This is a genomic window from Shewanella sp. GD04112 (assembly GCF_029835735.1).
Taxonomy (GTDB): domain Bacteria; phylum Pseudomonadota; class Gammaproteobacteria; order Enterobacterales; family Shewanellaceae; genus Shewanella.
Genome location: NZ_JAOEAL010000001.1, coordinates 2,483,276 through 2,501,208 on the forward strand (window position 1 = coordinate 2,483,276; position 17,933 = coordinate 2,501,208).

At 43.0% G+C, this 17,933-nt stretch carries 13 protein-coding genes and 2 pseudogenes; 10 read left to right on the forward strand and 5 right to left on the reverse strand.

Annotated elements, in window-relative coordinates; all coding sequences use genetic code 11:
- The first annotated feature begins 163 nt into the window (after positions 1-163).
- From N7386_RS11000 to N7386_RS11020, 5 genes are all read left to right on the forward strand, one after another.
- Positions 164-1,495, forward strand: coding sequence for a hypothetical protein (locus tag N7386_RS11000; RefSeq protein ID WP_041412633.1), 1,332 nt, complete (start codon positions 164-166; stop codon positions 1,493-1,495).
- Positions 1,488-2,270, forward strand: a complete 783-nt coding sequence (locus N7386_RS11005) for a chromosome partition protein MukE (protein ID WP_011717072.1) — start codon at positions 1,488-1,490, stop codon at positions 2,268-2,270. The genes N7386_RS11000 and N7386_RS11005 overlap by 8 nt, the downstream gene beginning before the upstream one ends.
- On the forward strand, positions 2,260-6,816 hold the full coding sequence (gene mukB, locus N7386_RS11010) for a chromosome partition protein MukB (protein WP_166485354.1): 4,557 nt from the start codon (positions 2,260-2,262) through the stop codon (positions 6,814-6,816). Before N7386_RS11005 ends, mukB begins: the two co-directional genes overlap by 11 nt.
- On the forward strand, positions 6,816-7,763 hold the full coding sequence (locus tag N7386_RS11015) for a Wadjet anti-phage system protein JetD domain-containing protein (RefSeq protein WP_041412634.1): 948 nt from the start codon (positions 6,816-6,818) through the stop codon (positions 7,761-7,763). The genes mukB and N7386_RS11015 overlap by 1 nt, the downstream gene beginning before the upstream one ends.
- A 190-nt stretch (positions 7,764-7,953) precedes the next feature.
- Positions 7,954-9,264, forward strand: coding sequence for a hypothetical protein (locus N7386_RS11020; RefSeq protein WP_011717075.1), 1,311 nt, complete (start codon positions 7,954-7,956; stop codon positions 9,262-9,264).
- 286 nt (positions 9,265-9,550) lie between these two features.
- Here N7386_RS11020 and N7386_RS11025 read toward each other — a convergent pair.
- Positions 9,551-9,724: pseudogene (locus tag N7386_RS11025) on the reverse strand (transposase); the annotation flags it as partial.
- A 78-nt stretch (positions 9,725-9,802) separates the two neighbouring features.
- Between N7386_RS11025 and N7386_RS11030 the strand changes: the two are divergent.
- From N7386_RS11030 to N7386_RS11055, 5 genes and pseudogenes are all read left to right on the forward strand, one after another.
- Positions 9,803-10,111, forward strand: coding sequence for an HD domain-containing protein (locus N7386_RS11030; protein ID WP_279587704.1), 309 nt, complete (start codon positions 9,803-9,805; stop codon positions 10,109-10,111).
- 208 nt (positions 10,112-10,319) lie between these two features.
- A protein-coding gene (locus N7386_RS11035) for an IS3-like element ISSpu6 family transposase (protein ID WP_086937296.1) occupies positions 10,320-11,875 on the forward strand; the annotation gives its coding sequence in 2 pieces (ribosomal slippage) (positions 10,320-10,782 and positions 10,782-11,875; 1,557 coding nt in all).
- A gap of 143 nt (positions 11,876-12,018) precedes the next feature.
- Positions 12,019-12,360, forward strand: a complete 342-nt coding sequence (locus tag N7386_RS11040) for a hypothetical protein (RefSeq protein WP_011717078.1) — start codon at positions 12,019-12,021, stop codon at positions 12,358-12,360.
- A gap of 48 nt (positions 12,361-12,408) precedes the next feature.
- A pseudogene (locus N7386_RS23505) lies at positions 12,409-13,272 on the forward strand (restriction endonuclease); the annotation flags it as partial.
- A 259-nt stretch (positions 13,273-13,531) separates the two neighbouring features.
- Positions 13,532-14,002 carry an HNH endonuclease signature motif containing protein gene (locus N7386_RS11055; protein WP_049795964.1) on the forward strand — a complete coding sequence of 157 codons (471 nt, stop codon included), beginning with the start codon at positions 13,532-13,534 and terminating at the stop codon, positions 14,000-14,002.
- Positions 14,003-14,428: 426 nt separating this feature from the next.
- Here N7386_RS11055 and N7386_RS11060 read toward each other — a convergent pair whose 3' ends face one another.
- From N7386_RS11060 to N7386_RS11075, 4 genes are read right to left on the reverse strand one after another with little or no spacing between them, the layout of a single operon-like run.
- The gene (locus N7386_RS11060; RefSeq protein WP_279768514.1) at positions 14,429-14,602 is read right to left on the reverse strand and encodes a hypothetical protein; all 174 of its coding nucleotides are present in this window, start codon (positions 14,600-14,602) and stop codon (positions 14,429-14,431) included.
- 51 nt (positions 14,603-14,653) lie between these two features.
- On the reverse strand, positions 14,654-15,982 hold the full coding sequence (locus N7386_RS11065; protein ID WP_279768516.1) for a zonular occludens toxin domain-containing protein: 1,329 nt from the start codon (positions 15,980-15,982) through the stop codon (positions 14,654-14,656).
- Positions 15,982-16,332 carry a DUF2523 family protein gene (locus tag N7386_RS11070; RefSeq protein WP_279768517.1) on the reverse strand — a complete coding sequence of 117 codons (351 nt, stop codon included), beginning with the start codon at positions 16,330-16,332 and terminating at the stop codon, positions 15,982-15,984. The genes N7386_RS11065 and N7386_RS11070 overlap by 1 nt, the downstream gene beginning before the upstream one ends.
- A 9-nt stretch (positions 16,333-16,341) precedes the next feature.
- Positions 16,342-17,913, reverse strand: a complete 1,572-nt coding sequence (locus N7386_RS11075) for a virulence factor TspB C-terminal domain-related protein (RefSeq protein WP_279768519.1) — start codon at positions 17,911-17,913, stop codon at positions 16,342-16,344.
- Positions 17,914-17,933: the final 20 nt, after the last annotated feature.

Below are 17,933 nucleotides of genomic sequence, written 5' to 3' on the forward strand. Positions count from 1 at the left end.
TTGCTACATGTTAATGTATACAGACTATACATCAATAAAAACCACAAGTATATTGGGTATACCACTTACCAAACTCAACTTACTAAATTTGCGATAGAAAAATTGGTATTCGAGAAACATGGTAAAAATAGTGATCTAAAACGAGGAGCTTGCGCAGTTTCCTATGTTCCAAACAGAAAGACTATCAGCTCTTTTAAACCAGGTTCGAATGAACGAGCCTGCATTACACATTGAGCCAAACGAATACCTTTATTTGGCAGCCATGAGCTTATGGAATGTAAACGACGATGACGATTACCGACTTGTCGACCCAGGATATAAGGAGGAACAGTGCAACGAAATATTCTCCTACGTTGACAGGTGGCTGGGTCAAGACGACATCACCTCATTCCGGACAAGTAATTTTCTAAAACGAGCTGTTGAACAGGGCCTCGTAATGCAGGCCGGAAGCTCGTTAAGAAACGCTGATGGCTTCTATCGACTTACTCAGCTGAGTCACGACCTCCTCAAGCCCTTTACCGGCGACACATTGATACAGAAAGAGTCACTTTCTCAGAGATATGTACGGTTGGAGATCTTGCTTGGGAACCTACTCGTCTTGAAGATAGAGGATGACGAAGAGTGGGCTAATGAGATTAAGGCTCAGCTACCTTCATTTAGGGACCTTCTCGATGGTATTAACAAAAACCAGGAGGCCTTAATAAAAGGGTTTCAGCTTCAACGCAGCTCGATCCAGTCAGCAGCCAGCGGCTCTCTTGCGCAACAAATGCAGCACTTGATTGAGTTAATTGACGAGATTGCAGGCCAAATAAGGGACCTAAAATCGTTGATACTGAATGGGGCGGACAATGTGCTTTCTCTACTTCATGAAATCAAAGAGATGGCACATAACAGAAATGCTCCGATCAGACTTACCAATGCTATGGCTGATATTCATGACCAGCTGGATTCTATTCGTCAGTTCTCTGGGCACTCTCTTCTGGAGCTAGCAGAGTTCTTTGAGCAAGTTTTATCCACTATCCGCCTAAAAATCACCCTAGATCCAAACGCGAATCTCAATTTATTGATTGAAAAAGCAGTCCTGCAAATGGATCGGATGCCTTGGTCAATCTCTATTCTTGCGCCAGATCCTGTTGTGGAGCTCAGGGATTGGGAGGCTCCGCCTCCACCTTTGGAAAACGAACTGCCAAATGATGGCGACCCTGAAGTCATCCTTAGAAAGACCCCTAGCGACTACCTAGAAAAATTAGCTAAGGGACTCGTTGCGAGAATGTATGAGAGCGATAACGAGGTCGATATTTCAAAAGTTGCCGACCAGATCCTTTCCAATGAAGAGTTTCAATATAAAGACCGCCATCGGTTGCTGTTTTTCATCTTCGATGAGTTGATAAAAAACGGAGATTGGACACGCCCTGCCTATCACCCTGAGTGGGTACAATTAGCACACGATAATAACGTTGAAATTGAACAACAGTGGTTCAAAAAATATGACTGATCATCTATTTACACACGCTCAAGACTCAAAGAAACAGTACCTTACACTAGATGATGTAATTGATGACCCCCTATTCGCGGATGTAGATTATCGCCTTAGGGGCGGGGTAAACATTACTAGTGAAGATGACCGGTTACATACCTTTCTAGGAGAGACGGAGAGTGTGCTTCGCAAGTTTTACGGCAAGTTACACCTGGCTCTAGAAGTCACGCCTGAGAAAGTTTATTACCTAAGGCCACAGCGTCGTTCAAATGTTCCTACGACCCGATTGAACCAATTAGAAATGGTTATGGGTCTAACGATAGTTGCAATGCAATGGGAAAAAAATGCGACTGATTTCGAATGGATCCCCGTTGATTTTCTTATTGAACGATTGAAGTCTCAGCTGTCGGACGAACGGTTCGCTGAGTTGTATCGCCGTAAGCCGGGCATTCAGACAGACCATGATGTAGGGCGTGTGAGAGAGGAAACGTTGAAGAGACTCTCTAGACTGTCACGTCTGAGTTTTATTAGGCTCAACAGAGATGAGCAGACTTTCTGGGCAACTAATGCGATCTACAGGTTTATCGAACCTTTGAAAGGCTTGAGCAGCGAAGACGAGTTGCCAGGCCGCATAAGTTCGTTAATCCAAGAGGGTTTTCTTACCGACTCACCTTCGCCCAGAGAAGAGTTAAGAGACACGCCAAGAACAGAGTCTGAACATTGGTCATCAGAAGGCCTAACTATCGAAGGTGATACTCGCGATATGTTTGATGCGGAGGAATATGATGCGTAATTACCCATACATAAAGAGCCTGTCGCTTGTGGGCGTCAACGGAGTCTCTGCCAGAACCCTCGATTTAGTTAATCCTCATGAACATCAGACTGATAGGCAATATGGCACCGTGGTTAGCCTTTTAGGCAAAAATGGTTCAGGGAAAACGACGCTACTTGGGACCTTTATGTTGGCTCTCTTACCCGATATTCGCTCGGTCAGTTTGGGAACATCGGATAATTTTACTCAGACGCAGAAGATGCAGGACGCAGAAATGTTTGAGCGCTTGGGTAATCCGTCTCTTATTGGGTTAGAGGTTGTATCTCGTGCTGGTGAAAGAGCGCTGTTTATTGTTCGCTCTGAGCGAGAGACGGGGTCCCGCTTGAAGTTTGACACGTTCAGGGTTGGGTTGTTCGATAGTTTAGCACCACTTGATTTTCTTATCGTTCGTAACGGCAACATGGTTACGCCCAGAACTATAGATGGTATTCGAGATATAGCTGCCGAGCATGGCTGCCGACTACAAAGCTTCGACAAGATTGATAAATACATGCTGGCGTTGTTTAACGATGGTATTTTGCCCAGAACATTCAACCGTTCTAATGAGCGTTACCAATTAGGTCAGATTTTTCACAGCGCCATGTCAGGAAAAAGAGATCAAGCTATCGGCCGAGATCTAGCTGATTTCCTAATGACGCACTCAAGGACAAATATCAAAAGTGTGGTCGATGTGTTGTCTGGAACAATGCGAAAGCTTAGGCAGACAAGAGATGATCTGGCGCACAACTCCAAAGACTATGCGTTTTTCAAGGAGTTGTTAGAGAAGTCCTTCACTGTATCAGCTAAAGCATGGGCTCAAGCCGAGTACAATTTTTCTCGAGCAGATAAAGAAGCTACATCCTGTCGACAAGATGTTTCAGAGTGCAAAGTTTCTATTGAGAAGAGTGATCAGGATCTTACGGAGTGTCGTTCGAAACTAGATACAAGCGTTGAGAATAGAACATCACTCGAGCAGGAAAGTGAACAGCTAAAGCCAAGACTTGCTTCTGCTGTTGAGGGCGAAATCTTCTACAAGCAGGGTAAACAAGCCTCTGTGAGTCTATTAAAGAAGGAAGCTCAACTTTACGAGAGTTTGAGTTTGTCCCAGTTGGCTGACGAAGGCGCTGACGCGTCGCGCAACAAAGTTGAACAAGCTAATCAAGATATCTTGGATATCCAAGCACAGCTCGCAGATGTGCAAGAACGTTTTATCCTTCTTGAGAAAAAGGCGGGGCAATACCGAAATGCGAAGTCGTTATTAGATAGCGTCAAGAGCTGGTGTGGCGATAGCTTTGAACTAGCGAAGCTTAAGGGCATGATTGAAGAATACACTGCACAATCCAAACAGCTAGCGCTAGAGGCGGACCAGCTGGGAAACAAGCTCAATAGTGCAGAGAATATCAATGAAATTCATGCTAAAGCTGCATCACTGATTCGACGCGCTGGCGATAGCATTGACCCAAACGTCGCAAAGAATTGGTTTATCTCTACAGAGCTTAGACTCGAAGAGGAACGCCCGCTAGCCGTTAGCCTTGAACAGATGAGAAATGGATTGAGTGCGTTGAAAAGGAATCATCGTACTGTGAACCGCATGCTTGATCGCTTTAAGCAAGCAAAGTTACCACGCATGCCTTCCAATGAATCTGAGTACCAACAGCTTACGGAAGACAGAGGAGAAGCTCTTGAGTCGGCGAAGGAGGTGAAAGCGAGTGTCGATGCTAGGTATGAGGACGAGCGACATATCCAGGAAGAGCTAAAGATCGAGGTTTCACGTCTCAAATCGCTGCGAACAGAGTGGCAAAATTATCAACCTGCGGTTGCACGTTTATATGAATGCTTCCCTGATACTCAATTCACGGCAGAGATGTTAGATGGGTTGATTAAAAACACGCAGAGAGAACTCAGGTCATTACGAGAGAATAACTCCCGAATAGAGAGCAATATATTTTCTTTGAAAGAGAGGATCCTTTCACTCAGCAACAGGGAAACTGGGTCATTGGAAACCCTCCAACGTTTTGCCAGCGATGTTGGCGGAGTGGCCGTAGCGGACTTGTATAGCGATATACCGTTAGAAGAAGCTGGATTCACCGAAGCGGCTTTAGGTCAGCTTATGTGCGCTATCGTAGTGAATGACCCGAGCGATGCGGCTAGAACGCTATTAGCTGAATATGGTGATAACTGGCCATTACCTGACGTGATCTTAATGACTGTAAAAAACCACAGTCCTGATCAACTACGGAGTGGTGGCTATGACGCGGACCTGTTTTTTAAAGATCTTAGTCAAGAGTTTGTAGGTGCTGATCTAGACCTTAATCACAACGAAAATGATGTTCCTTGGGTAGTTCTCAGTGAACCCTTTGGCGGTATACGTGTTAGCGGGGTGCCTACTGAACCAGTTTTGGGTAAAGAGGCTCGGGATAAGCTGATAGCAGATCTACAAATTGAGTTAAATTCAAAGCAAACTTTGTTTGACAGTAACGATGAGAATATATCGCTGCTGCAAAGTGGCCTAGAGCAAGCCAATCGAATCAACGTTAATCCCTCATTGGCTTTCGCTGTTGAGCCTAATGTTGAGCTCAAAAAACAGAAATTACAACAACAAGGTAATAAGGTAGCTGACCTGTACTCTCAAACGTTGCAAGCGACCAATCGCGTAAAAACCTTAGAACTACAATGCAGTTTGCTTGAACAGCATGCGGATTCAAGTGATTTGCTAGACGTTAACTTCGACAAGGAGATTATGGAAGCAGAGGAACAAATCATACGTTCTGAAAAGGCTAAAAAGTATGTCGATAGGTACGGCGGTACCTTCTCGCAGATAAAGCAGCAATACCCGAAGATTCGAGAAGATTATCAATCTGACATAGACACGCTAAAGCGACAACATCAACTCGCTGAACAAGATCTTAGCAATACCAACAACCGCAAGCGCGATTTAACCTCGCTTAACCAAGTGGCGAATCATCTCGCTGACGATTACGAGCAAGCACAAAACGATCTTGCGAAAGAAGATGGAAACGTAAGTTCATTGCGTGAGAGGCACAAACAGAAACGTGTCATGCTCGATGAGTTGAAGGTTCAGTTGAGAGAAAGCGAAGATAAAGCACGCAAAAACAAAGAGGTACATCTTAAGCTTCAATCGGAATATTCTGTGTTAGAAGAGCAGGTTGCGGAATCAAAACGTAGTTTGTCAAAGCTGACTTACCCTTATTGCGAAGGACTCGAAAAACAACTTTCACTCGATAGCGAAACGATATCTAAACGATTGAGAGCGGCTCAAGAGCAATGTGAATCACTCCAACTTAAGCAAGTATCATTAACCGAACGCCATAACACCCTACTCAAGCAAGTAGAATCCCTACAGAGTACATCAGTGATTGCAGAAGAGGCGCGTGAAAATGCAAATGGTATAAAGCAAAAGGTGCTGGATGCTCTGCCTGCCGGAGCCACAAAACATAAGCTAGAGCAAGAAATGGACGTCTATTTTAAACTGATGCATGAAGGTGAGGCCGTCCAATACACTAATGGGATTTACGCAATATCTGGATTGGTCAATCGCTATGGTTTGAGTCGAGATGATGAGTTCTCCCAAAAAATAAATAGTTTTAATCTAGAGGGAGGGACCACCCTGCCTAGTCTTTGCCAGCTGCATAGTGACGCTATTTCTTTGTTTCGTCGGCAAGCCCGAGGGGACATTATTCGTAGTTCCGAGCCGACAGAGATGCTTACACAATTGGATAGTGCGTGTAGTCTCGCTAGGAGAACACTTGAAAGCGCCGAAGAGCAGTTTCTCACAGATAGAAATGAACTAGGAAATGCCATTGCCCGTCGTGTACAGGATGAGCAGAAAGCCATAAGAAGGCTAAGTGCTGAAATGATAGGAATAAGCTTTGGGCAAGTTGCGGCTATTCGTCTAGTACCTAAAAGCGTCCCTCATTTCGAAGCTACTTTGAAGGCTTTGAGAGGAAGCGACGATGTCATGGACGATCTCTTCAATAATGCTGAAGATGTAGAAGAAGCGCTCGCAACACTATATCAAAAAACCACTGGTGGCCGGATCGAGGGAGAAAAGCTGCTTGACCATAAGAACTACATCAATGTGGTAACAGAAATCCAGAGAGTTGGTAGTGAAGAATTTGAGTTATTGGATGACAAAACACTTTCAACAGGAGAGCGAATTGGCTCTGGATTGGTTGTCTTAATAGCAATTCTAAAAAACTGGGGACGGGTCTCACATGAAAAACAACCTTTCTTAATCCCGTTAGTAATGGATGAAGCATCACGTTTGGACTCCGACGCTCAGAGAACGGTGCACCAGTTGGCGGTAAAGACCGGAAGTCAGATTGTAATTGCCGCACCTGAGTCGCAAGGAAAGATATCAGGTGTTGGCTATCAACTTGTCAGAAGTGCTTCTAAAGCAGGTAACAAAGAGAGCCGTGTAATCATTAGTGGGATCCGGGATGCTGACAGTTTAGGGATTGATGAAGAAGCATTTATCGATTCGGTTGTGAGTGGGGCGGCGCATTGATGCATGGACTACTGGAGGATGTAAAGTTAACACCTAAGCAGGCACTGGCACTTATTGATAAGCTTATTGAGCGCGGGAAAGTGTTGCCCAACCAGAGAGATAGTTTACTGATTGAGCGCCTTGAGCAACTTGGCATAGTGAAACGAGTGGGGAGTTACTGGCAGCTGTGTGAGCCCCAACGCATTGAGAGTGTTCGTAACCAAATAACGCAATATACTTTGCAAAAAAACAGGCCTGGTATCTTACGAAAGATGCCCGTTGTACATCATAAAAGTGCTGCTGCCTGGCGAGGACATAGCAAAAGTGGGCAAGGCGAGGCTCTTCAGAAAGGTCAACTGATAAGTACAGACGATGTAGTACGGGTCCGCACTCAGAAGACCGGGTTCGTAATATACAGCGATAACGCCACGATTGATACTGACTTGGAGACTCTGCAAAGGACTGAAGTCAGCTTACCAGAACGGTTGTACAAAGACGCTCATGCGCCCTGTGTCGCTGGGGTAAAGTTGGTGTTGACTGTCGAAAACTTGGGCACATTTGTTGACTTCCCCATGGTGGATGGACTCGTATTGGTTTACTCATCAGGGAATAACTTTGCATCATCGGTTTGTTTTATCAAGCGCTTCTTGGAAGAGGTGACCTGGGCACACTTCCCGGACCTTGATCCCAATGGTCTGATCATATCAACGCAAATGGCAGATACCCTCAACAAACCTTGCAATGTTTGGATTCCACCTCATTGGGATAGGGTCCGAGCTCAGCCGCTGGTTTCTGGTAAAGGAAAAAAGGTATGGGGGGAAGCCCCTGCCTGCCCTGAAATCGCAAGTTTGCAGGAAACAAGCCATTGGGTTGAGCAAGAGGTTCTCGTCTTAGATCAACGAAGCGTCAAAGCCGTCAGTGAGCTTGTTAGTGAGCCTAAGCTCCGGCTAATAACTCTTCAATACTAAAGATTTTACGATTGACAGTTCAGGCGGCAGTTAATCAAACATTGTACTCGGCGAAGCTGATGTTCGTGCAGTGTGTCGACAATTCCGCTACAGGGAAAGTCTCAATTCATTGCCTGGCGAACAATAGCCTAGCTATGCCCATAAGAAGCAGTTATCTGACTAGTTTACTTCTTAAGAATAAGGATACTTAATGAGTATTGAGAAGTTTAGAAGCGTGGAGGAACTAAAACAGTTCTTCGAAGAAGGAGGTAACCCTTGGTTTGATGCAGAATTTTCTCCTCAGACTCAGAGTATCGTCGAAGCATTGGATGCAAAAGGAGCCTTTCTCAATAAGTGGTGGGTAAGGACCGCCATGGATTGGAAGTGTCCCGCCTGTAAAAGGACTAAGCCCCAAATAGCCAAACTAGATAATCGTAGATATGCCTCCTGCAAACTGGAGGAGCATCACGATCACATGAAGGATACGGTGCGCACGTTGTTCGAAGAAATATCTTCGAACAGAGAAGTCGTTGTTGCAACTGAGCTAGCTAAGCGGTTTGCAATCAGGACGTCCTTTGCAATTTCCGCTTACGATAACACGGTGATTTGCGCGGATTGTAATAAAGCAGACGGTATTGCAAAACGGATGGTCAAAACTCACAGTGACTTTTCATACTCTCCAGCAGAAATTGGGCGATTTGTAAAACCATCAGATAATCGAGAGCATGAAATTGACGCGGATATCGCCAAGGAAATTTGGAACGAGAATCTGGAAACGTTCAATAAGCGTATGCAGTTGGCAAAAGTTATAGCGGAGTTGGCTGCCAGCGATTCACATTGGTATCAACCCTCAGAACCAACAGCCAAGCAAGTCAATGATTCTGCCAATTACAAGTTTAACTTGCGTGGATTAAGAGACCTTCACGATGATCCTGAAAAGCTTCTATACAATACAACGCCTTTCAAGGGAAACCACTCATCATGGAGATTGAATCCCAAGCCTTTCACAAGTACGAGACCAACTGATGGACAAATAGCACATTTATCTAACACCAGGGGGCGGTACTGGAACAGGTACGACGACAGCTGGCAATGCCCATGTTGTGGTCGTTTAAAGCGGGAATGTCTTAAGCCGTCTAAAAATAACCCTTGGGTGTTTGAAGTAAAGGCCATTCTAGCTCATGATTCTGAGCATCAGTCTTTTGCTGAAGAAATTAAGGTGTGCAACGAATGTTTCAATGCTGCAAACCATCTTGGCCAGGAAGCAATAAAAGAAGCCAAAGAACAAGATGAGACGGTAGATGTATATTTTCCACATAGCTTGATACAACTGGAAGAGTTGAAGTCTGTTATAACGCCGAGATTACACTCCTCACATATCATTGATAATGACTTGGCTGAAAACGTGGTTCGCAATGCCATCAGGCGCATTATTGATGAAGACTATAACCAATCCCCAAAGCACAAGATGAAGCTGCAAGAACAGTTCAGTACAATGCTTTATGGTGGAAGTTGTGAATAGTTCAGCCTTCGCTAGACACGAATGCAGCGACTCCACTGTCTAATTTGATCAAATATTGTGAAGGTCCACTAGAACCGACTTTAAAAAAAATCAGTGATTTATATGGGGATTACTAAAATTGGCCTTCTTTTGAGAATTACATGAGGGGAATGAAATGGATGTCAATGAAAGTAGATATATTCTTATCCAGAATCACGGTCTTCAAAATACCGATGATGTTTATACATTTTATTACGATGAAACGAATAACATCCGAAAACTATATTTGAAAGATTCTGGCCTTAATAGGGACTTTACCTGCACGTTCTTCCCGTAATTGCTTAACCCATTTGCCCAGAGTTGAATAACCAACTCCCATGGCTTCGGCTGCTTCTCTATTCGTATAACCTTGGTCAACAACCAGTTGTGCTGTTTCCAGTCTGAATTCAGGGCTAAAATTCGGGCCTTTTTTCTTTGTCATTTTGTCACCTAACGTTGTTATGCTGCCATCATAGCAGCTCTAATTAGGTGGCCAAATTCACTATGCCACTACACTCATATATTAGAACGTGAGAGCGTGGAGCGGATCGCTGCTCATCCTGGAAATCCGATTGGCAATATTGTCGAACTCTGGGAAGAACAGGAAATCGGTGTGACTAAAGAAGCAAAGTTATTGAAGGTAATTGACCGCTTATTGCCATTCTTACATAACATGACTAGCGAAGGCCAAGCTTGGAGGGATAATGGAATACATAAAGCCCAAGTGTTGAATATGCACCAATTTATCGAGAAGGAAAGTCCTGAAATTTTTTCATGGTTTGTTATACAGCTCGAATATGCCGTTGAACAAGGTTGGCTTAAAGCATGATCTTTCATTGGTTGTTTCTTGTCTATCCAGACTAGGCCCGTAACTTGTCGATGCCCCATTCAAAGTTATCAACACGACTTGAGATGAGCATCACTAGCCTAATGTTGACCCAAACTAAGTAATGCGACAAAGTCCCCCTGTGTCAGGATTGTTGTCACCCCTAAATAATCATTATGTTTAAAGACAGGGTGCGGCAAAAGAGAACGATATGGCTCGGTATTCACCAGAACGTAAAGAAGCGATCCTTAAAAAATTATTACCTCCTCACAACTTAACGGTCGCAGAGGTCGCTCGGGAAGAAGGCATCGCGGTGCAAACCTTGTATCATTGGCGAGATATTGCCAGAAAAGAAGGTCGCCCCGTGCCAGGTAAAACATTAACAGCCGATGATTGGTCGGCTGAAGCAAAACTTGCCGTGATTATTGAAACAGCGCCGCTGTCGGAAGCGGAGATAAACCAGTATTGCCGTGAAAAGGGCTTGTTCCGCGAGCAAGTACAGCAGTGGAAACAGGATTGTTTAGCTGGTTTTCAAACCTCAGAAGTACAAACTAAAACCATTAAACAGCAGGCTAAGGCTGACAAAGCCGAAATCAAATCGCTGCAACGGGAATTGCGCTATAAGGAGAAAGCGCTGGCTGAAGCTGCTGCGTTACTGGTGCTCAGAAAAAAGCTCAATGCGCTCTGGGGGGACGACAGCGAGGAGAGCTAACCCCCTTGCCTGAGCGCATAGCATTGATTGCCTTAATCCAAGAGGCCTATACCAATGGTGCTCGCCTTTATAAGGCTTGTGCTGAAACGGGCCTCAGTAAGCGTACCTATCGACGTTGGTATCGAGAAGGTCAAGTGCAAGCTGATTTAAGGCCAACAGCAGCTCGACCAGAGCCAGCAAATAAACTCGAAGAACATGAGCGACAACAGATATTAAGTGTGTGCAATCAAGCGGAGTACGCCAGCTTACCCCCGTCGCAAATTGTGCCAACATTATTAGATAACGGGATTTATATCGCCTCGGAATCCAGCTTCTACAGAGTGTTAAATGCTCATGGTCAACTTAACCATCGTGGCCGCACTCAGGCTGCGGTCAATCGAAGCAAACCGTTGAGTTATCGGGCAGATGGGCCGAATCAAGTGTGGTCATGGGACATCACTTATTTAGCCTCAATCGTCAAAGGCCAGTTCTACTATTTGTACCTGTTTGAAGATATTTACAGTAGAAAAATAGTGGGTTACGAAGTTCATGAGCAAGAAAGTGGGGAATATGCCGCTGCGCTAATCCAACGCTGTCTGTTACGCGAGCAATGCTTTAACACGCCATTAGTGCTGCATTCTGATAATGGGGCGCCGATGAAGTCACTGACCATGAAAGCCAAGCTGGAAGAGCTTGGTATTACGGCATCATTAAGTCGGCCGCGGGTGAGTAATGACAACCCCTTTTCAGAGTCGTTATTTAAAACGTTGAAATACCGCCCACAGTGGCCGGCATCAGGTTTTAGCTGCTTAGCAACAGCAAGAGAATGGGTGGAAAAGTTTGTAACCTGGTACAACGATGAGCATAAACACAGCCAGCTAAATTTTGTCTCACCAGGGCAACGTCATGCACTGCAAGATGGCGCTATTTTAGCGAAGCGCAAGAAAGTGCTTGAGGCGGCGAAGGAAAGAAAACCGATGCGTTGGTCTACAGAGATCAGAAATTGTGAAGCGGTTGGCGCTGTAACACTCAACCCAGATAAGGCACCAGAAGAAGGCGTAATAAATGCAGCTTAATATTTAAACAAAGAGTGACAACTATCTTGAAAAACACCGAAGTCGCCGACTCTAACTATGGCGATTCTGCGCCGCTTACTACTAATAATCATTAAGTTAATTATTCTTAAATATCTGAAAGGAAGCACCTATGATAGGCATTATTGCCGATTGTCTTGGTTTACCTGGGCGTCCTACTCTTTTTAAGCCAGATTCTGCTATGGAAAATGCCTGCTGGGGGCAAGAAAACAATGGTTTCTCTGCTGCTGTTGCCGCTGCTGGCAGGCCTAAGCTTTATTGATGAAATATGGGCCAGGCACCAGTTTCAGGCCTTATGCGCAGAAGATAATTTACTAAGCTACCAGGCGGATAAGGTCAGGGGGCAAGCGGTCAGCACCAAAGCGCTGATCCGGAACAATATCAGCGCAGCCGTGCCTATCGTTGAGCATACCCGGTACTGGTTTGTAGCTGGCACTGATGACATCGTGATCACCAGCAAAAGTTAGTTAGAAAATGGAAATTTATCTCCTCAAGATGCTGAGAAGCAATTAAGCGACATCTTAGTTCCGTTATTAAATGAAGATGGGTATAACATTGTTCAGACTCCTTTTCGCGGTGACATTGGAGTAGATTTTATTGCTGAGAAGCAACTTTCCACTAACCTAGAGCAAGTGGGAATCGAATATAAGCACTATAAATCTGCTGTAGGTGTCGATGCTGTTCGCCGGTTACTGGGAACAACATTTACTCACAACTTTGACCGTTTAATTTTAGTAACCAAATCTCGTTTTACTAAAGCTGCCCTTGAGCTTGCGAATTCGGCTTTACCAGTCAAGCTTGAACTAATTGACTTAGATGCTCTAAGAGCGTGGGTGCAGAGAGCAGAAAAAACTGAAGACTATGACTTCGAACTAGTAAATATTATTCGTTCCAATATTAGCGAGCGGTTAGCAGTGCTAATAGCTAAAAATCCGCGATATCTAATGGATATTGAATGGAGAGAGCTTGAGTATGTTATTCAAACCGTTTTTGAAGAGCTAGGGTTCAGCGCAGAACTTACCCCAGGAAGCAAAGATGGCGGTAAAGATTTAGTGCTTACCTGTAGGATTTCTGGGCAAGATCATACATATTACGTAGAGCTGAAGCACTGGAGATCCCAACAAAAAGTAGGTGGACAAGCTGCTAGAGGTTTCCTGAAAGTGATTGTTAATGAAGAAGTGAATGGTGGGTTATTTCTTTCTTCATATGGTTATTGTGAGAATGCGTTTGAAATGTTGACTGAAATTGACAGAAAACATTTAAAGTTCGGCGATCAGAAAAAAATCGTTACATTATGTACACAATACGTTAAGTCTAAATCTGGTATTTGGTCTCCTACTAGCGGTTTATCGGAAGTATTGTTTGAACAAACTATATAAATTCGCCTAACAAGGCGCTCAAGAATGACAAAAAACGCTTGGCGTTTTTTGCATCTTAGCTTTGCGTTAACCCATAGAAATTTTTATCCGAAAATGTCGAGTTAGAGTTAAGGCTTTAACTCGGAATTGTCCAATTACTTGATAGAGCATTTAATACAAATGAAAGAATAGGGCGGAATAAAAGTAGTCACAAAATTAGTGTTTTAAGATGCTTATTACATTGACAAATGCCATACATTTTTTACAAGGAAGCATCTTCATGATATCAGTAACTTTTCACGAAAACTCGAGGCGTACACGTCAATTCAAGTCTGAAAATGGAGCTTTGAAGGCCGTATGGAAATGGCTTAAAGCAACAGAAGACGATAACGCCTATGCAGTGATTATTGGTCCTATGTATTCTGAGCCAAGAGTCATCAAAGGCTGGCAAGAACTTCCATTCAGTGAACCTGAAAATTTAGACTTTTTGCAGACTAAGGAATGGCGTCGACTGAGACAACAGGCCTTTGAGTTATATGGAAACTTTTGTGCCTGCTGTGGTAGAGGTCCAAAAGATGGCGTAGTGCTTCATGTAGATCATAAAAAACCTCGTTCGAAATATCCAAAACTTCAAGATGACATCAACAATCTTCAGATTCTTTGTGAAGAACACAACCAAATGAAATCCAATACATCTGAGCGCGATTGGGCTCAGTGGTGCCAAGCCAACTCTGTACGTGGCACTAAATAGTCCAACACAAGGGTTAGTGAGGCACGGGCACGTGTCGAAGTATTCATAAATCAGAGCGACTGTTGTTATAAACACTCAGACACAAAATTCTCACGTATTTCAGAATAGAGCACCTAAATCAGAATAGTGAGAACATTCTGATTCTCAGTGAGAATTGTCACGCATAGGGAATAGTGCTTTCCATATTTACTCACATTCAATTTAACATAATATACATTGTGCGCATCCTTTTTTTTGAGGAATGTTCACACAGCCTTTTTGAGTCGGCCAGTATTAAGAGAACGTGCCATATAGGGAACATGATCACGATTGAGACATAGAACTCAGCCATAGATTTAAACTCAATTTCAGATTCAATAGGAACCCAAAGAGTAACTTTAGTTAGACCAGAGGCGCGCTTCTTAGCTTCATACTTAGAGTTGCGACTCATGGCGTCACCAGTGACGGGGCATTCTTAGCACCTTCAACAGGTATCAACTCGCAAAAGGAATTAATAAAATCGAAATAAGTGTTATGAGTATAGATAACACCGAGAGCAAAACCTAAGAAAACAAAAACAAGTAAAACAAAAACAACAAAAAGTATTTCTTGAATATCCATAAATATAATCTCCAATTATTGGGAGGGGGCGCTCCGCTTGCCTCCCCCTCCCTACCTATTTGCAAGCGAGTATTCACGGTCAGATTGATTAGTTTCAGGTTTGACCTTAATCAAGGGCTGACAAGTGATAAAAGTAGTAAAGTCATTAAATTTAAGTCTGGCTAAACATTCAGTTATAGGTGAGACAACAAATCCAACCGAACTAGGTAAAAAAACCTCATCAGTAACGGGATTGTAAAAGGAATAATCATAATGAACTAAGCCATTGGATTTTTTTACATACTGGGAACCTGAAATATAAACATCCTTTGTAGCATCAGAAACGAACTTAGTTAAAAGCTGTGTTTCAGCATCATCAAGTAAAGATGATGATTTAGGCAAAAGAGAAACTTTTGACTTGGGCTCATTAGGGGATGCAGTCTCAGGCGTTTGGAGAACTGAGTCAGGGACAGCAGAGGTTTTATCAAAAAACAATGTATTGGCAAATGAGTAAACAGAAAAAACAACAACAAAAATAAGAATAATCAAAATATAAAATATCTTGGGCATCTTAAATTTATGGGTATGCAGTTCAGCACTAAAATAAGAGCCATAGAAATTCGTTGGCCTCTTAATTAATGACTTTTGGCAATTTTTGACATCGTGATAATCATCAACATCAAAACTTTTTGAGTTCTGATAACGAGCGACACGGTTAGAGTTAAACGCATTATGATAGTGAACATGGCGATTGACTAAACGCCTTACGTTACTATCTAAAAGCATTCTATCCTGTGTAATTAAATGTATATCGTAACCATCATGGCGGTGAGTCTCAAATTTTGAAATATGAGGTGGAACTGTAGAACCCACAGGACGAGGCGGGAAAAATTGCTGACACTCATCAATTAGGATAATGCTCTGCTTTGGTAGATTGAACCAATCCTTAGGGTTAGCAAAATGAGTAAAATGTAAATTCAAGTGCTCAAGGTGTGAGAACTCAACCTTATCGTAAGGCATATTGCTTAGGAACTCATCAAGCAGAGCCGTCTGCTTTGATGAATAAAGTTTTTTAACCCAAAACAGCCAAGTGTCTAGATGGTTGGCCGTATTGTAATAAGGCTCAAGCCAAGGAACGTCAGACAGTTGAATCAAATCACCGTTATCGTGAACCCGTTTGATAATTTTACGAATGCGCTTTAGTGCCTGTTTGTTCTTCAAACGGTACATATAAAGACCGTAGAACCAGCCAGAAAAACTAGAGGCAACCTCAAAATCAAGCATCAACAACTTGATGTTATTATAAAAAATTGGCCTAGTGCCATTATTAGCGCCAACAAGATAAGCAATGGTATTCAGCGATTTAGACGCGCCCGGCTTCCCTGTAACTAACTCTAACATTATGCGCTCCAATCAACAGGTGATTTGTCGCCCGGCTTACGCCAAACAAGCTGCCTAGAGTAGCCGCTTTTGGAGACTCCTTTTAATACCATAAGCGCAACGCCGCTAGACATTGCAATATTTAAAGCCGTATCAATCCCAAGTAGGTGAATAAAAGTGGCTATATGAGGAAATATAATTGAAGATGCAGAAGCATTTAAACGGTTAATTATTTCGTCAAAAATAAAACCTACTCCCGCATAAGTAACTGTACCAAAGCCAATAGCAACACCAATACGAGCAACAGAAGCGGTAATAAATTGACCAAGGAAAGGAAAAATAGAAGCAAGTAATAAAGGTATGAATTGCATATTTACCCCTTAGTGATATTTGACAATCATTAAACCAGAAGCAACAGAAGCAAACGCAATTAAGAAGAACTTAATAACAGTTGCCAAGTCACAGAATGGTGATAAGTCGATAGTAAAGGTGGTAATTTTGGCATCAACAACATAAGGAGGTGGACAGGTATCAGAACCACCAAAATTAACACCGTTAGAAGAATTGTAATGCTCAGTAAATTGTTTTATGTCTACAGTGCCAGCATCTAAATTTTTAATATCAGAATCTTCACTATTTATAAAATCAGTAAGTGAATTTGTGGCAGCATTAACAGATTCAGAGGCAGAAAGTTCATCGGCAATAGTTTTACAACGGGACTCCCACTCCTTACGAGCGATATAGCATTGTGGGCTATTGGTAGAGCATACAAAAGTTTCGCAACCGTTCTCAGTAATAGCATCAGGGTCAGAGCCAGAGCCATCGCCAATCTTTCCAATGGCATCGACAATACTTTGCTCGGATTTACCAATAGCGCCTTCAATATCACGCATACGAACAGCAATATCTGTAAGGTTACTGTTTGCATCTAAAAGCTGCTCGACAACATCGGAATTATCAGAAGATGCACCACCAACAGAGCCTTTAATATCGGACAGAGTACTATTTACTTTCATTAACTCATTATATTGAGCCATCATCATTTCTAGCTTCTGCATTTCGAGTTGTAAGTCACCACCACCACCTCCACCTCCACCTTGAGCAATACGGCCTAATAAATCAGTAATAGTATTTGAAAGAGTATTATTTATAGCAGGGATTGAGGCAGAATTATTATTTATATTAGAAGAATCGGAGCTAATTTGACCTAACTTGTCTGCCATATAACCCAAAACTTGCATATATTCACCAGTAGAAGATGAACCGCCGCCAGATTGGGCTTTAATAGAATCTCGAATTTCAGCTAGGATAACTTGATTCTGTGAAACCCATTGCGTTTGGTATTGAATATCCGAGCGAACGCCACTCACACCACTGGCAAGAGCATTGCCTAAACCATCGGTACGATTAATTAAATCAGTGAACTGGTTAAAGTTCTGCCATCTTAATTGGTCAATAGATGTTTTAGTGTAAGAGGATTGTCTCGCACCCTTTAAAAGTGCGTCATAAATAACGCCTAAATCCGTGTGAATATCCTTAAGTTCAGTTGTAAAAGTAGTTGGCACCCAAGGATAAGGCGATAAGTTATCAGAACTAGGGTCGGGAAAATTTGGGTTAGGATTTAGGTCAGGGTCTGGATTAGTACCACCGCCTCCGTCTTGACAGTTGTTAACGTCAGTTTCAAAGTAAACCATCCAAACAGTGCAAAATGGGTTTTGCGGGTCGCCAGTTGCACAAACTAAATTTGTGCCCTTCCATGAAAAATCGTTTGAATCACATTGGGTATGGAAAAAAGCATTAGCGTCAGACTCAGCAGTAGCGCCAGTAAAATCAAAGGAAATTTCAACGCCAGGAGTTGCAGGTGGGGAATAAGCGAACGCAGGAGAACTTAAACAAGCTAAAAGAAGATACGCCGCACGCAATCTGTAAGAACGAGAAGGACTAAAAGCCATATTAAATCCTGTAATGTGAT

Bases quoted from the DNA above. Each gene is read 5' to 3' on its own strand.
- N7386_RS11000 (WP_041412633.1), top strand. From the start codon at position 164: ATGTTCCAAACAGAAAGACTATCAGCTCTTTTAAACCAGGTTCGAATG.
- N7386_RS11005 (WP_011717072.1), top strand. From the start codon at position 1,488: ATGACTGATCATCTATTTACACACGCTCAAGACTCAAAGAAACAGTAC.
- mukB (WP_166485354.1), top strand. From the start codon at position 2,260: ATGATGCGTAATTACCCATACATAAAGAGCCTGTCGCTTGTGGGCGTC.
- N7386_RS11015 (WP_041412634.1), top strand. From the start codon at position 6,816: ATGCATGGACTACTGGAGGATGTAAAGTTAACACCTAAGCAGGCACTG.
- N7386_RS11020 (WP_011717075.1), top strand. From the start codon at position 7,954: ATGAGTATTGAGAAGTTTAGAAGCGTGGAGGAACTAAAACAGTTCTTC.
- N7386_RS11055 (WP_049795964.1), top strand. From the start codon at position 13,532: ATGATATCAGTAACTTTTCACGAAAACTCGAGGCGTACACGTCAATTC.
- N7386_RS11060 (WP_279768514.1), bottom strand. From the start codon at position 14,602: ATGGATATTCAAGAAATACTTTTTGTTGTTTTTGTTTTACTTGTTTTT.
- N7386_RS11065 (WP_279768516.1), bottom strand. From the start codon at position 15,982: ATGTTAGAGTTAGTTACAGGGAAGCCGGGCGCGTCTAAATCGCTGAAT.
- N7386_RS11070 (WP_279768517.1), bottom strand. From the start codon at position 16,332: ATGCAATTCATACCTTTATTACTTGCTTCTATTTTTCCTTTCCTTGGT.
- N7386_RS11075 (WP_279768519.1), bottom strand. From the start codon at position 17,913: ATGGCTTTTAGTCCTTCTCGTTCTTACAGATTGCGTGCGGCGTATCTT.